13 protein-coding genes are annotated in these 13817 nt (G+C 60.8%); 5 read left to right on the top strand and 8 right to left on the bottom strand.

Features of this window, described 5'->3' with window-relative positions; genetic code table 11:
• Positions 1-28: 28 nt before the first annotated feature.
• The 7 genes from EFD55_RS15830 to epmA all read right to left on the bottom strand — a co-directional run bounded on the left by EFD55_RS15830 (position 29) and on the right by epmA (position 8216).
• Positions 29-2509, bottom strand: coding sequence for a glycoside hydrolase family 2 protein (locus tag EFD55_RS15830; RefSeq protein WP_125845990.1), 2481 nt, complete (start codon positions 2507-2509; stop codon positions 29-31).
• A gap of 16 nt (positions 2510-2525) precedes the next feature.
• A complete protein-coding gene (locus EFD55_RS15825) occupies positions 2526-3488 on the bottom strand; it encodes a DUF1839 family protein (RefSeq protein WP_125845989.1) in 963 nt (320 codons plus the stop codon).
• Positions 3489-3496: 8 nt separating this feature from the next.
• Complete coding sequence (locus EFD55_RS15820) at positions 3497-4405, bottom strand: amino acid--[acyl-carrier-protein] ligase (protein WP_125845988.1); 909 nt, start codon at positions 4403-4405, stop codon at positions 3497-3499.
• 5 nt (positions 4406-4410) lie between these two features.
• Positions 4411-5592 carry an acyl-CoA dehydrogenase family protein gene (locus EFD55_RS15815; protein ID WP_125845987.1) on the bottom strand — a complete coding sequence of 394 codons (1182 nt, stop codon included), beginning with the start codon at positions 5590-5592 and terminating at the stop codon, positions 4411-4413.
• Positions 5592-5843 (bottom strand): acyl carrier protein, encoded by a 252-nt coding sequence (locus EFD55_RS15810; RefSeq protein WP_125845986.1) that lies wholly within the window; start codon positions 5841-5843, stop codon positions 5592-5594. The genes EFD55_RS15815 and EFD55_RS15810 overlap by 1 nt, the downstream gene beginning before the upstream one ends.
• A gap of 262 nt (positions 5844-6105) precedes the next feature.
• Positions 6106-7158 carry a lysine-2,3-aminomutase-like protein gene (locus EFD55_RS15805; RefSeq protein ID WP_125845985.1) on the bottom strand — a complete coding sequence of 351 codons (1053 nt, stop codon included), beginning with the start codon at positions 7156-7158 and terminating at the stop codon, positions 6106-6108.
• Positions 7155-8216: an EF-P lysine aminoacylase EpmA gene (epmA, locus tag EFD55_RS15800; protein ID WP_125845984.1), complete on the bottom strand. Its 1062-nt coding sequence runs from the start codon at positions 8214-8216 to the stop codon at positions 7155-7157. Before epmA ends, EFD55_RS15805 begins: the two co-directional genes overlap by 4 nt.
• Positions 8217-8364: 148 nt before the next feature.
• On the opposite strand from epmA, the gene efp reads away from it, so the two are divergent.
• Positions 8365-8934, top strand: coding sequence for an elongation factor P (gene efp / locus EFD55_RS15795; RefSeq protein ID WP_008528334.1), 570 nt, complete (start codon positions 8365-8367; stop codon positions 8932-8934).
• A 230-nt stretch (positions 8935-9164) separates the two neighbouring features.
• Here the strand turns inward: efp and EFD55_RS15790 are convergent, their stop codons facing one another.
• Complete coding sequence (locus EFD55_RS15790; protein WP_125845983.1) at positions 9165-9839, bottom strand: GntR family transcriptional regulator; 675 nt, start codon at positions 9837-9839, stop codon at positions 9165-9167.
• A gap of 149 nt (positions 9840-9988) precedes the next feature.
• Here EFD55_RS15790 and EFD55_RS15785 point away from each other — a divergent pair, with 149 nt between their 5' ends.
• The 4 genes from EFD55_RS15785 (at position 9989) to EFD55_RS15770 (ending at position 13774) form a co-directional block, all read left to right on the top strand.
• On the top strand, positions 9989-10915 hold the full coding sequence (locus tag EFD55_RS15785; protein ID WP_125845982.1) for a substrate-binding periplasmic protein: 927 nt from the start codon (positions 9989-9991) through the stop codon (positions 10913-10915).
• A 9-nt stretch (positions 10916-10924) separates the two neighbouring features.
• On the top strand, positions 10925-11668 hold the full coding sequence (locus tag EFD55_RS15780) for an amino acid ABC transporter permease (protein WP_125845981.1): 744 nt from the start codon (positions 10925-10927) through the stop codon (positions 11666-11668).
• Between the two features lie 3 nt (positions 11669-11671).
• Complete coding sequence (locus EFD55_RS15775; protein WP_125845980.1) at positions 11672-12472, top strand: amino acid ABC transporter ATP-binding protein; 801 nt, start codon at positions 11672-11674, stop codon at positions 12470-12472.
• A gap of 105 nt (positions 12473-12577) precedes the next feature.
• Positions 12578-13774 carry an NAD(P)/FAD-dependent oxidoreductase gene (locus tag EFD55_RS15770; protein ID WP_125845979.1) on the top strand — a complete coding sequence of 399 codons (1197 nt, stop codon included), beginning with the start codon at positions 12578-12580 and terminating at the stop codon, positions 13772-13774.
• Positions 13775-13817: the final 43 nt, after the last annotated feature.

The following is a 13817-nucleotide window of genomic DNA, read 5'->3' as shown; positions in this document are numbered from 1 at the left end:
GGATCGGCATCATCCCCAGCGCCAGGCGTCAACCTCGGAGCGCGGCGCGATGCGAACTGCCCAGACTTCTGATTTCGCCTGCAGGCGGAACATCGCTCTGCGTGCCGGGCAGCGCGAAGAGCTTCACGCGCCGCAAAGCGCCGGGGGCAAGATGGAACCAGTCGTCGTCGGCCCGGTAACCTTCGACGTCGATATGCACCGATTGCGCCAGCCGGTCGGTCCTGAGATCGACGACCCAGTCGTCGCCGTCCTTGCCGAGCGATGCCTCGATGTTTGCGTCATGGAGCGCCTTGCCTCGTCCGCAGGGGAAGTGGAAGCTTTCGGCGAGAACGGCGCCGTCGCCGAGCGAGCGCAGGCGCGCGACACTTGCATCATGCGACGGCGGACCGAAACGAAAGGCATAGGTCGTATCGAAGAAGGCGCCAAACAGCGCGGTGGAGGCAAAACGCTCCGTGCTCCTTGTCGCCAGCTTGAAGGCCATGCTGCCGCTGACGACCTGCTGCTTTCCGTCGCGCAGGCAGGCAACCTCGAGCTCGACGTCGAGCGCTGCGTCCGTCTCGTTGACGACATGCACGTCGAGGCCGTTGGTTCCCTCGTCGGTAAACACTGCCTGCACCGGCCGGAAGGCGCGGCGCATCGCATACCAGACGGGCTTCGGCTCACCGGTGGAATCGATCACGCCCCAGCCGGGGCCGGGCATGAGGTCCTGCAAGGTCCAGACGAGCGCGCCGTTGCAAAGGGAACCCTTGCGCCGCCATTCGGCGAAGGTCTCCTCGATCACCTCGCCGGTGACGGCGCGGGAAAGATCGAGATAACGTTCCGGATCCTCGCGGCGCATCTGGGCAGAATCGAAATCGTAAAGAAGCTTGAGATAGAAATCGCGAACGTCCTCGAAGTCCCACGATGCGCCACGGTCACGGGGCACGCAGGCCTTCCAGAGCGGGCTGTGGACGGCGGGCACGTCGAGATGACGATGCAGCGTCCTTTGCTGCGGCACATGCGCAAAAGCAAGGCTTTCGGAGGCGAAACGTACATCGGCGCGGCGCGCATCCGCAATCGGTCGCATATAGGCGCCGACGCCGTAATAATGGGAAACGCCGGAATTCGGCGAAAACGGCATCGCCCCGCCATAGGGCGAGTTCGGAACATAGGGCACGTCAGGACGCATGCGCGTGACGATCGCCGGGATGATTTCGTCGGTGACCGGCCCGCTCCAGAATTCCATGGGCAGGCCGAGCATCGCCGCCTGCTGATGGATCTCGCTGCCGCCGCAGAGCACGGCAAGAGAAGGCGACGCCTGGACGCCGTGCAGGAATTCCTCGACCTCGGCATGCACATGGCCGAGAAAGGCCTTATCGTTGCGCGGATAGTCGAAATTGGCGAACATGAAATCCTGCCAGACGAGCAGGCCGAGTTCGTCGCAGAGCGCGAAGAAATCGGGCGTCTCGTAAGCCATGGTGCCGCCGATGCGGATCATGTTCATGCCGGCGCCTGCGGCAAGCCGCAGGAATGGCTCGTAATCCGCCCGCCCACCCGGCAATCGTGCGATGTCGGCCGTCGTCCACACCGCTCCACGGCAGAAGATGCGCTCACCGTTGAGGAGGAGTGCGAAATCGTCGCCATCGGCGCCACTGTCGACGTCGATGCGCCGGAAGCCGGTCCTGCCCAGCGGATATTCCACGCCATCGGAAACCAGCGTCAGATCGTAAAGACGCGGAGTGCCGTGGGTGTGCGGCCACCAGGGTTCGATGTCGGAAAGCTTGAGGATAGCCGAGTAATGGTTGTCGCCGATCTTCTCGAAGGGCTGCTCCATGCCGCCGCAGTGCAGCAGCATTGCCGGGTCCGCGGCATTGTTATGCAGGGAGACGCTGAGGCGGCCGACGCCGCTCTCGTCCAGCGCCGCGCGGATGGTGACATTGTCGATCGAGACGGGATTGCGCCGCACCAGCGAAATCGGCCGCCACGGTCCGACGGCATGGATCTCGGGGCACCAGCCCGGCATATGGCCGAGCAGCGTCGTGCGGAAATTCTTCAAGCCCGCCGGCGTGACCATCTGCGGCCGCCAGCGCGCACGCGGACCAGGCTCGGACAGGCGGGGACCGAGCGCCCGGAAACAGAGCGCCAGTTCGTCGCCACCCAGAAGCGTCACCGGGATTTCATGGGCCGTGAACATGCTTTCGGAAAACAGGATTTCCTGGCCGTTGAGGAAGACATGGCACAGTGTGGCAAGTCCTCCGAACCGCAGGATGGCTTCGCCAGGCTCGGCATCGAACAGCCGGCAGAGATACCAGGCGTCGCGCGTGTTCAGCGGCTCGGGATTTTCCCGGTCGAAGAGCCCGGCTTTTTCGAGTGCTGCGGCAACGGTGCCGGGAACGGGCGCGGGTATGAACTGCGCGGAAAGGTGAATGTCGTGCGGCACCGCGCAGGCGCCCGGCTCCGTCAGGATCAGGTTCCAGCCTTCGGAAAGCACGCTTTCCTCGGCTCCGATGCTTGCCAAACGCGCCTGCATGGTCAGGTCTCCGGCCTCAGATTCGCTCCGCAAGCGATGCCATCATGGAATCCCATGCATCGGCGGCCGGATCAAGTGCTGCCTGCAGCGGCTCGAACCTCCTGCGCGCGATGGCGCGGGCAAGCTGGAACTGCACGGATTTCGCCGCATCCGATATGCCCCTGGCATGCTCGGCGGCGGCCGCGAATTCACCCGGTGAGAGCCAGGCCAGGTGATCGGCCGCCAGCTCGAAATTAGCGCCCACCTGGCGAAGCGTGTTGAACGCATATTTGTGGAAGAAGCCGAATGGCCGATCGGCCACGGCTTCGACCTGTTGCGGAAAGACGGCAGCGAAGGCGCGGATCGGGTTTTCGCTTGGGCGCCTGGTGAAATGAAACCCGGCAAGCCGCCGCGCGGTTGCGCGCAGATTCGTTTCGTCAGCGGACTTTTCAGGGAACCGCGCAAATTCCGCATAGGGCAGGAACGGTGCGTCGTTCTCCGTCAGATGCAGCTGGAACAGGCCGTCGAAATCCTCGCCTTCGAGGTGGAAATAGCCGGCATTGTGAAAATACTCGACGCGCTTTGCGCCAATATCCAGCCGGTTGATCGCAACCGTCGTCTTGCCGTGCTCCTGCCGGTAGGCAGTGCCGCGCGTATCCGGCATGTAGAAGGAATCCATCTCGATCAGGCAGAGGCGACCCCGCGCGATCTGCACTTCGACATGCCGTTCGACACGGTCGTAGATCGCAAGCTCGGTCGCGCGGATGCCGTAGAGCGCTTCGAGATCTTCGAGCGGCACCTTGAAGAAGGTGAACTGGTCACCCTCGAAATCCTGCGACAGGGTAAAACCCAGCATCGCCTCGGGTGCGACGCCCGATGTCGCCAGCACCTCGATCCAGAGATCGACATAGCAGTTGGTTTCCGGCCATGCGCGTTCGCCGGAATGCAGCGCGTGCTGTCGGTAGGTTTCCGGGCTGATCCCCGGGAATACCGATGTCATCGATCTCATCAGCCCCACAGCGTTTTCCGTACGCTGGCCGGCCATTGCTTCACATCGAGCCCGTGATGGTGGAAGAGGGCGAGCGCGATGCGCTCCAGGCCGAAGCCGACGCAGGCGGTGTGCGCAACGCTGCCGTCTTCGAGATTGAGGCCCCATTTCGTGCCGAAAGCATCCTGATGGTAGTTGAAGCTCATGCAGGCGGTCGGCTTGGCGACCGAGGTGATCGGGATCAGCAGTTCGAACTTCAGGTTCTGGTCGCGCTGATTGTTGGCGAGCATCTTGCCCGCGCGGCCGAAGAACGGATCGTTGGCGATATCGATCGTCACCTCGAGGCCGACGGCTTTCATCATCTCGACGCCGCGATCCATCCAGCGCTGGCGGAAATCGGTGACGTGCTGCTCGGTGCCCATGCAGACATATTCGCGCATGCGGAAAAGCTGCTGGCGGGCAGGGTCCTTCGACGGCTCGTGGCGGAAGCAGTAGGATTGCAGATCGAAGAGACCGCCCGTCTTCGGCAGATTGCCGCGCTTGGCGACCGTCGGATAGAGGGGATAGCAGGCCGCCGGCGTCAGCACGATGTCGGTTGCTTCCTGTCCCTTGGTCCACTCCTCGCCGACTTCCATACATTCAAGCAGGCTGACATGATCGAGTTCGCTGCCGCAGAAGCTGTGCACCGTGCCGGCAAGCTGCGGGAAGCTCTTCATGTAGCCGCTCTTTTCGAAGAAGGCGCGGTTCATGCCGGGAGGGAAACGCATGGCCTCGGCGCCGTCGGCGCCGCCGAATGTATCGATCAGGCGCTCGAAGGCGGCGATCACATCTTCGAACTGGCCGCTGCGGCCATAGAGCCCGTCGATGCCGGTATCGATCAGCAGACCGGCATCGAAAAGCCGGTCCAGAAACGAGGTCTGCATATCCATGACTGTCACCCCAGTAGGCTAGTGTCCTGCTTATGGACAAGGAGCATGCTCGACGTGTTGCCGAGGATGCGGTCGTTCGAGATCATGAGCTGCGCGGAGTGGGCGTCGCGCAAATGGCGTCCGAGGCTGAAGGGCGTACCGTTCTTGTAGCCCATGATGCCGCAGATCAGCATGGCGTGATTGACGATCTCCAGGATCGTTTCCGAGGAGGCGATCTTGACGTTGTTCATCGCCACCGCAAAGCCCATCGAGGAAAGCTTGTCGCCATCCGTCTTGGCACCCTCATAGGCCTTGAGGCCGGCAACGACATTCGACTTCACCATCTGCAGGAGGTTGGAAACCTCTGCGAGGCGAAGCGCGCCGGGCGGGGTGGCATCAGGGGATTTGCGGGCAGCGGCACGCACGAAGGCTTGGGCGCGGGAAACGGCGTCGACCGCGATGCCATACCAGACGCCACTCCAGAGCAGATGCGAGGAGGCAAGCATCGACTGTGCAGCGATTTCCGCAAAAGGCTTCGGCAGGATCTGTGCGGCCGGCGCTTGTCCCTTGAAAAGGAAGCCATCGGAGCAGGTGCCGCGCATGCCGAGCGTGTTCCAGGCATGCGTTTTTTCGAGCGTGTACTGATCCTTGAGGAAGGCCGTCAGCACCTGATCGGAGGAGGCTGCCTGCGGGTGGGCACGCGAGGTGATGAGGATGGCATCGGCATGCGAGCCGTAGGAAATGACGGTCGCGTCCTTTTCGAGGCGGCAGGTATCGCCGTCGACTTCGACCGCGCAAATGCTATTGCGCAGGTTTCCGCCGATGCCGCCTTCAGTGGTCGCGGAGGCGATCAGCAGCTGGTCGGCAGCGATGGCGTGCATCAAACTGCGATGCCATTCGCTCTCGGCGCCGTGTTCGACGAGGCTCGACAGCTTGATATGGTGCATGGCGAAGACCATGGCGCTGGCCGCGCAGGCCTGGCCGAGCATCGAGCACAATTCGGCGATCTCGGTGATCGATGCCGATTCACCGCCGAGATGGCGCGGCACCTGGATGCCGAGCAGCCTTTCGGCCTTCATCGCATCCACGGCTTCCCGGGGAAAGCGGCCTTCGAGATCGACGGCATCGGCGTGTTTGGCCGCAACTTGGGCGACGCGGGCGACCCTTGCGACAAGATCGTCCTGTATGATCTTGACGGGAAAGTTCATCAGGCGACCTTCCGGCCGTCCTGGATGAGATCAACCGTCTTGGCAATGGCCGAAATGCTCGCGAAGGATTTGCGGTTCAGGAGATTGTCGGGAAATTCGATGTCGAACGCCTCTTCGATGCCGAGCATCAGCTGCACCGAGGCAAAGGACGTCAGACCTGCAGCATAAAGATCGGCATCGTCGGCGACCTGGTCGATCGCTACCGGAAGCTTGCCGAATTTGGCTACGAGGTCGCGGATTGTCGTATTCATCCCATCACTCCAAGATGCTCATGATCCCGAACCGGCGTTCATCGCCTTGTCATGAGCGTTCTTTTAGTGCGGAAAACAGAACATTCCGCTAATTAATTGGGTTAAATATGATTGTTGCTCACAGTTAGGATTTTAGCGATCCGTCCGGCGAAAATGGAAATAGATATTCTATATCAATTCTTTGATAAATTTTCATCGCCGATGCCGGACACAATTTCCGACGTGACGAGTACAGAAATGACACGGAAAGTAGCGTTTTAGGTCAATCCGCGGGCGGATAGGAATGCTCGCCGCCGCGGTAGTCCGAGACGGAATAACACCCGTCGCCCGTTGCCCGAACGGTGCTTCCGCTGACGACGGCCTTGCCGTGACCGCCCGGGATATCAAGAATATAAGTCGGCTGGCAAAGGCCCGAAATCCGCCCGCGCAGCGCCGCAACGATCCTCTGCCCCTCCTCGATCGTTAGCCGGAAATGGCTGGTGCCGGGCGCGAGATCGGGATGATGGAGGTAATAGGGTTTGACCCGGATCTCGACGAAAGCCTTCATCAGTTCCGCAAGCACCTCGGGATCGTCGTTGACGCCCTTGAGCAGCACCGACTGGCTGATCATGGCAATGCCGGCATCGATGAGGCGGGCGCAGGCCGCGCGCGCTTCCGCCGTCAATTCCCTGGCATGGTTGGCATGCAGCGCGATATAGACGGTCTTGCCGCTCGCTTTCAGAGCTGACATCAGCGCCACATCGATCTTCTCGGGATCGACGACGGGGACACGCGTGTGGAACCGCACGATCTTCACATGCGCGATTCCTGCGAGCGCCTCCATGATCTCGCGGAGCCGGCGCGGCGAAAGCACCAGCGGATCGCCGCCGGTGAGGATGACCTCCCAGATTTCCTGGTGGCTTCTGATATAGTCGAAAGCAGCCTCCATCGCCGCCGCATCGAGCGTGCCCAGGCCCTGTGGCCCCACCATTTCGCGGCGAAAGCAGAAGCGGCAATAGACCGGGCAGACATGCACGGCCTTGAGCAGCACGCGGTCGGGATAGCGATGGACGATGCCCTCGACGGGGCTGTGGGCATGATCGCCGATCGGATCTGCGCGTTCTTCGGGGGCGACCGTGAGTTCGGCTGCATCAGGCACGAACTGCCGTGCGATCGGATCGTCAGGATCGGCCCGATCGATCAGCCGGGTAACGACGGGCGTCAGCGCGATCGCGTAACGCGCGGCAACCTCTTCAAGCGCAGCGCGATCGACAGGCGCGGCAAGTCCCGCCATCACGAGATCGTCGACGCTCTTGATCGGTTTGACGACATTCATCTTCCGTACTCCGCAACCGGCGCCCAGAGCACCCGGTCGATGCGCGATGCTCCCGTCGCCAGCATCACCAGCCGGTCGAAGCCGAGCGCGATACCGCTTGCCTCAGGCATCAGCGACAGCGCCGAGAGGAAATCCTCGTCGATCGGATAGGTCTCGCCGTAGACCCGCGCCTTCTCGGCCATCTCGATCTCGAACCGACGGCGCTGCTCGGCAGCATTGGTGAGTTCCCCGAAGCCGTTCGCAAGCTCTACGCCGCAGGCATAGAGCTCGAAACGCTCGGCAACTCTGGGATCGCGTGCCGAGGGACGCGCAAGCGCTGCCTCTGAGACCGGATATTCATCGAGAATGGTGATGCGGCCGAAGCCAAGATGCGGCTCGACCTTTTCGACCAGCACCCGGCTGAAGAGATCGGCCCAGCCGTCGTCATCGGCAACGCGCATGCCGACGCGCCTGAGCTCGGCCGCCAGATGATCGCGATCCGTCGAACCGTCGGCTGCGACGGAGGCGAGAAGATCGATGCCGGCATGACGTTGAAACGCTTCGGCAATGCTGATCCGCTCCGGCCCGGCAAACGGATCGCTCTCGGCACCACGATAGGCAAGCTTGCCGGTCTTCACCGTCTCAGCGGCAAGCGCCAGGATCCGCACGCAATCCATCATCAGGCTCTCGTAGCTTTCACCGGCCCGATACCATTCGAGCATGGTGAATTCTGGATGGTGCAGCGGCCCGCGCTCGCGGTTGCGATAGACATGGGCAAAACACGAGATGCGTTCCTCGCCCGCCGCAAGCAGCTTCTTGCAAGCAAATTCCGGCGAGGTGTGCAGATAGAACGGCGCCTTCTGCCCATCCGTCGTCACCGCTTCCGTCGCGAAGGCGTGCAGATGCGCCTCGTTGCCCGGGGAGACTTGCAGCACCGCCGTATCCACCTCGATAAAATCCTCGCGCGCGAAAAACCCGCGCAACGCCGCCTGGATCGCATTGCGCCCGATCAGAAACGGGCGGCGATCGGCATGCACGGACGGGGTCCACCAGGGGGACGCTTTCGCCGAAGAGTTCATTCCAAGCTTTCTTCGCCGGAGAAGCCGGTATGGGGGTGGCTATTTCCCGGATTTTAGGTTAGTTGCGCCCCCAAAGAAAAACATTTGCGTCTTCGGGGCGTCTCGACAGTCATCTACGACGCCGAAAGCCGAGTTACAAGGAAGTCTTATGGTCAAGGTCATCGCCTCTTCGGTCCGCAAGGGCAACGTGCTCGACGTGGACGGCAAGCTTTATGTCGTTCTCACCGCTCAGAACTTTCATCCGGGCAAGGGCACGCCGGTCACCCAGGTCGACATGCGCCGCATCGTTGACGGCGTGAAGGTTTCCGAGCGCTGGCGCACCACCGAACAGGTCGAGCGCGCCTTCGTCGAAGACGTCAACTTCCAGTATCTCTATGAAGACGGCGAAGGCTTCCACTTCATGAATCCTGCGAACTACGACCAGGTGGTCGTGAGCCAGGAAACCATGGGCGATCAGAAGGCCTATCTCCAGGAAGGCATGACCTGCATCCTGTCGATCCATGAAGGCATTCCGCTGGCGCTCGAACTGCCGCGCCACGTGACTCTCGAGATCGTCGAGACCGAACCGGTCGTCAAGGGCCAGACGGCCTCCTCGTCCTACAAGCCGGCCATGCTCTCCAACGGCATCCGCACCTCGGTTCCGCCGCATATCGATGCCGGCACCCGCGTCGTCATCGCGACGGAAGACAACTCCTACGTCGAACGCGCCAAGGACTGATCCTGGTTGCCATCTCTGCAGAAGGCCGGCTCACGCCGGCCTCCAACTGAAATGTAGAATCCAGCTATCGATGCCGAGTCCACTTGCAGCACGGCTCATTTTGCCGGAGCTGCCTTCGTTCAGCTAAAGCAGAACGTCCGTTTTCATAACGCGTAAATTCAATCGCAAAACCGTCGCTTTATCCGGATTTCTTACGGGCAGTTGCCTGCCCCCAATTCCATGATCCGAAGTCAGATAACCTTTCGGACTTCACTCTCGAAGCTCATGACGTGAGCCATCGCGATCTTTTCAGCCTCATCTGCGTCACCTCTACATACCGCCTCAAGCATGAGAACCTGATCATGCAAGACGTCCTCAAGGCGAGGCACCAGGCTCGGAAACCGTTTCATGGCGACATACAGGATTCTCAGCGACAGATTGTGGTAGTGATCCAGCGTATCGGACAGGAAAGGGTTTTTCGCCACTTTGTAGATGAAGCGGTGAACCCGGCGATCGAGAGCAAGTATGTCCTCCAGCGCCATCGGACCGGTTGTTTGCTTGAGCTCATCGATCAGTTGCCGCGCTTCTTGCCGCTCGAACTCGCGCAGCCTTTCCGCCGCTAGTCGGGTCGCCCAGGACTCGATCCGTGCTCGTGCCTCATAAACCGCGGTAAGATCATTGATATCGATCTTGCTGACAAATGTGCCGCGGCGCGCGCTGACGACAACGAAACCATCATATTGCAGACGCTGTATGGCCTCGCGCACCGGCGTGCGCCCGACTTCCATGCGCTTCATGATCTCGGCTTCCCGCAGAAGTGTGCCCGGTGGAAGGAGCGTCGTAATGATGTCGTCACGCAGCCGAATGTATGTCCGCTCCGCCAGCGTTGATTCAGCCGCTTCGTAATCCAGTTCGAATGCCGACATATTCAGCGCGTTCCTCTCTCTGTCCATTTCCGCATGGCTAAACGCCCTTCCGCCTAGAAAAAAGGCGCTTAACGATTCCGCTTGACTTCATATCATGTCTGCATATTCTCAATATATCAGCAATATATAACCACAAAGAGGGGTTTCAAATGAAACATGCTGAATTGATGAAAAAAGCGCAGGCAAACGGGTTGGCTGCCTTGGCGGTCCTGAGTTTGGAGCTGTTTGCGACGGTCGTGCCATCCACTGCGAAGGCCGACGATCTGGAGCTGATGAAGCCAGGCACGCTCGTCGTTACCGTGCAGCCTTACATGCCTTACACGGCGGTCAAGGATGGAAAGCTTGTCGGTCTGGACAGCGACATCCTGACAGCCGTCGCCGATAAGCTCGGCCTCAAGATGGAAATCAACGTCACCGACTTTCCAGGCATGCTGGCTTCCGTCCAGACGCAGCGGGCTGACATAACCATTGGCGGAATTGCATGGTCCGACACTCGCCAGAAGGTCGGCCTGTTCACCGACCCTCCATATTATTCGCCGCCGGCCATGGCCGTGAGCGGCACGACGAGCTTTCCGGATGTCGCGAGCCTGGAAGGCAAAAATCTCGGCACTGTGACGGGCTATGTCTGGGCGAAATCGATCGCGCAGGTCCCTAACGCGTCACCCCATACCTTCCCGAGCGCCGAGGGTGTCTTCCAGGATATTTCTACCGGGCGTCTGGACGTCGGCTTTCTCGATCCGCTGCTGATCACCTATCAACAGCAACAGCGCCCCGACATGAAGGTCCGCATCGAATACCTGAAGCCGCCGACAAACGAACAGGTGACCGCGCACCCCGATTACAAATATTTTCAGGCCTACATGACCGGATTCTACCTTCCCAAGCAGTCGCCGAAGCTGGCCAAGGCTGTTTCCGATCAGATCGACGCCATGTACAAGGACGGATCCCTTGCGGCTTTGATCACGAAATGGGGCGGCGATCCCAAGCAGTTCTTGGTTCCCTCGCCCGAGATGGCGGCACAGCGGCGCGGCGTTGACCGTCCAGCAGACTGGAACCCGCCTTCCATTGCGAAGTGAGATCGAAGCATGACGACGTTGTCATCCTTCACCGATATTTTCCAGGTTCCCTGGAATGACTACGTCGGAAACATTGCCGTGGGTCTGCTCAGGACCCTCGGCTATACCGTGGCCAGCTTCATCGGCGCGACGATCCTCGGTCTTGCGCTTGCGCTGATGAGGCTCAACCGGCTGCGACTGGTCCGCGTCCCTGCAGCCTTCTATACCGAGCTCTTTAAGAACGTACCGCTTCTGGCGATCATTTTCCTCACTTACTTCGGTCTGCCTTCCGTAGGCATCAGGCTGGAGGTTTTCGAAGCTGGCGTGTTGAGCTTGGTGCTCTTCTACGCCGCTTACCTGTCCGAGATCTTTCGGGCAGCGATCGCCGGCGTACACCAAGGGCAGCAAGAGGCGTCTCAAGCTCTCGGGCTAGGGCGCGGCAAGACGTTCAGCCATGTCGTCCTGCCACAGGCGGTGCGGCTGGCGCTTCCCGGGACGAACACGATGTTCGTCGACCTGATCAAGTCGACCTCGCTGCTTGTGACGATCTCCGCTGCCGAACTGATGACGCAGGCACAGTTGATAGCCTCGGAAACCTTCCGGGCGCTTGAAGTGTATCTCGTGATCTCCGCGGTCTATTTCGCCATCTGCTACCCGGTGTCACAGTGTCTGCTTCTGCTGGAGCGCAAGATCCATGCCGGCGTGCCATTGTCATTAGCCAGAAGGCGCCGGCTCAAATTAGCCAGGACCTATCTCGCCGAGGGGAGAGTCTGACCCATGACGACCACTCCCGCCAAAACTGCCTTTGTGTCAAACCAGCCTGTCGATCGCCCGGCCGTCAAAATTAGCGGATTGCGCAAGTCTTTTGATGGGCGCCTGGTGCTCGACCGCGTCGATCTCGAGGTTCCCGCCGGCAAAATCGTAAGTATCATTGGTCAGAGCGGCGGAGGAAAGACCACCCTCATGCGCTGCGTCAATCTGCTTGAGCGTCCCGATGAGGGAACGATCACCGTCGGCGATGAGACGATCTTCGCCGACGGCCAAGTAACCTGCCGCAACCTTGCAAAGCTTCGGCAGCGTGTCGGCATGGTGTTTCAGCGTTTCAATCTGTTCCCGCATCTGACGGCCGTGGAGAACGTCGTTCTCGCTCAGATGCAAGCAGCCGGGATCGGCGAGAGAGAGGCCGTGGAACGGGCCGTGAAACTTCTGACGAGAGTAGGCCTTGCCAAACGGGCGATGGCTTATCCGGAACAAATGTCGGGCGGCGAGCAACAGCGTGTGGCGATTGCGAGGGCCCTCGCGCTGGAACCAACGGTGTTGCTGTTCGATGAGCCGACGTCGGCGCTCGATCCTGAATCGACCGGGGAAGTTCTCCGCGTCATGCGGGAACTTGCGGCCGACGGCATGACCATGATCCTGGTCACGCATGAGCTGCCCTTTGCGAAAGAGGTGTCGGACTGGGTCGTGTTCATCGACGGCGGCCTCATCATCGAGCAGGGAACCGCCGGAGATGTGCTTGACCGTCCAACCGAAGCACGCACGGCTGCCTATGTCGCGCGCTACGCCTCGCCAGGCTAGTCCTCGATTGAACCGAACCGGCCCGGCCGCGCGTGGCGCCGCCGTGTTGGCGAATTCACATATCGGATCGCGCCATCACAAGGCGCCGAGGTAGATACACATTTCATGGACAAGCTAACAACAGATATCGCCGTCATCGGCGGCGGTGTGATCGGCGTGGCAACCGCACTGCGGCTGCGTTCCGACGGTCGCGATGTCGTCGTAATCGAACCTAACAAACCCGGTTCGGGAGCATCTTACGGCAATGCCGGAACGATCGCCGACTATGCAATCATTCCCGTCGGCACGCCCGCCGTCCTTAAAAACCTGGCCTCGCTGCTTCTCAATGCCGACAGCCCGTTATCCATCCGCAAGGCAGCATTGCCCACGTTGTTTCCTTGGCTGATGCGTTTTGCCTACGAATCCCTCCCTCACAGATACAGAGACAATACGAGCCGCATCGCCGACCTTCTGTCCGACGCTTCATGGGAATGGCTCGAACTCGCAGCAGAAATCGGCGCGTCCGATCTTTTGAGCGCGAAAGGATGCCTCTACCTCTACCAGACGCCCGAGGCCTTCAAGGCGGCTGCTTCAGATTTCGAGCTTCGCCGAAACTATGGGGTAGCGCAGCAGCTTCTCACCCCCGACGAAGTGCAAAGCCTGGAGCCTCGGCTGCCGCAGGTCCGTGGCGGGGGGCTTTTCTTTCCGAAAGCGATAAACTTCACCGATCCCGGCCAGGTCATGAGCGTGATGGAAGCCGCCGCCAAACGAGCGGGCGTCGAGTTCGTCCGAGACTCCGTGACGACTATTTCGCGTGAGCGGGATGGAGTGAGGATGATGGCTTCAGCGCACAGCATTCATGCCCGAGCGGTGGTAATCGCTGCCGGCGCACATTCCCGCGGTCTGGCTCTGCAGCTCGGGGAGCGGGTCCCCCTGGATACCGAGCGCGGTTATCATCTCGAATTCGATATGGAAACACCGCCGGTGGAACGACCGGTATGCCCGACGCATCACGGATTTTACCTTTGCCCGATGCGCGGTCGCCTGCGGGTGGCAGGCACTGTGGAACTTGGAGGCATCGGCGCGCCTTCGAACCCACGGCGGCTCGAAGTGTTGTTGGCAAACGCCCGCAAGGTTTTCCCGACGCTTGGTGAACCAAGCCGGAGCTGGATGGGCTTCCGCCCTTCCATGCCCGATTCCGTTCCAGTCATCCGGCCTTCAAGAGGAGGAAGGGACGTCGTGTTCGCCTTTGGACACGGGCATATCGGTTTGACGCTGGCGCCACGGACGGCTCGCATGGTCAGCTCCATTCTTGCCGCTTGATCGCGTCAGGAGCATGTCGTGACAGACGGAACGGTGTTTGCGA

Origin of the sequence: Rhizobium pisi (genome assembly GCF_003938655.1) — a bacterium.
Classification (GTDB): Bacteria; Pseudomonadota; Alphaproteobacteria; order Rhizobiales; family Rhizobiaceae; genus Rhizobium; species Rhizobium pisi.
This window is presented reverse-complemented; position numbering and strand designations above follow the sequence as displayed.

Bases quoted from the DNA above. Each gene is read 5' to 3' on its own strand.
- EFD55_RS15830 (WP_125845990.1), bottom strand. From the start codon at position 2,509: ATGCAGGCGCGTTTGGCAAGCATCGGAGCCGAGGAAAGCGTGCTTTCC.
- EFD55_RS15825 (WP_125845989.1), bottom strand. From the start codon at position 3,488: ATGACATCGGTATTCCCGGGGATCAGCCCGGAAACCTACCGACAGCAC.
- EFD55_RS15820 (WP_125845988.1), bottom strand. From the start codon at position 4,405: ATGGATATGCAGACCTCGTTTCTGGACCGGCTTTTCGATGCCGGTCTG.
- EFD55_RS15815 (WP_125845987.1), bottom strand. From the start codon at position 5,592: ATGAACTTTCCCGTCAAGATCATACAGGACGATCTTGTCGCAAGGGTC.
- EFD55_RS15810 (WP_125845986.1), bottom strand. From the start codon at position 5,843: ATGAATACGACAATCCGCGACCTCGTAGCCAAATTCGGCAAGCTTCCG.
- EFD55_RS15805 (WP_125845985.1), bottom strand. From the start codon at position 7,158: ATGAATGTCGTCAAACCGATCAAGAGCGTCGACGATCTCGTGATGGCG.
- epmA (WP_125845984.1), bottom strand. From the start codon at position 8,216: ATGAACTCTTCGGCGAAAGCGTCCCCCTGGTGGACCCCGTCCGTGCAT.
- efp (WP_008528334.1), top strand. From the start codon at position 8,365: ATGGTCAAGGTCATCGCCTCTTCGGTCCGCAAGGGCAACGTGCTCGAC.
- EFD55_RS15790 (WP_125845983.1), bottom strand. From the start codon at position 9,839: ATGTCGGCATTCGAACTGGATTACGAAGCGGCTGAATCAACGCTGGCG.
- EFD55_RS15785 (WP_125845982.1), top strand. From the start codon at position 9,989: ATGAAACATGCTGAATTGATGAAAAAAGCGCAGGCAAACGGGTTGGCT.
- EFD55_RS15780 (WP_125845981.1), top strand. From the start codon at position 10,925: ATGACGACGTTGTCATCCTTCACCGATATTTTCCAGGTTCCCTGGAAT.
- EFD55_RS15775 (WP_125845980.1), top strand. From the start codon at position 11,672: ATGACGACCACTCCCGCCAAAACTGCCTTTGTGTCAAACCAGCCTGTC.
- EFD55_RS15770 (WP_125845979.1), top strand. From the start codon at position 12,578: ATGGACAAGCTAACAACAGATATCGCCGTCATCGGCGGCGGTGTGATC.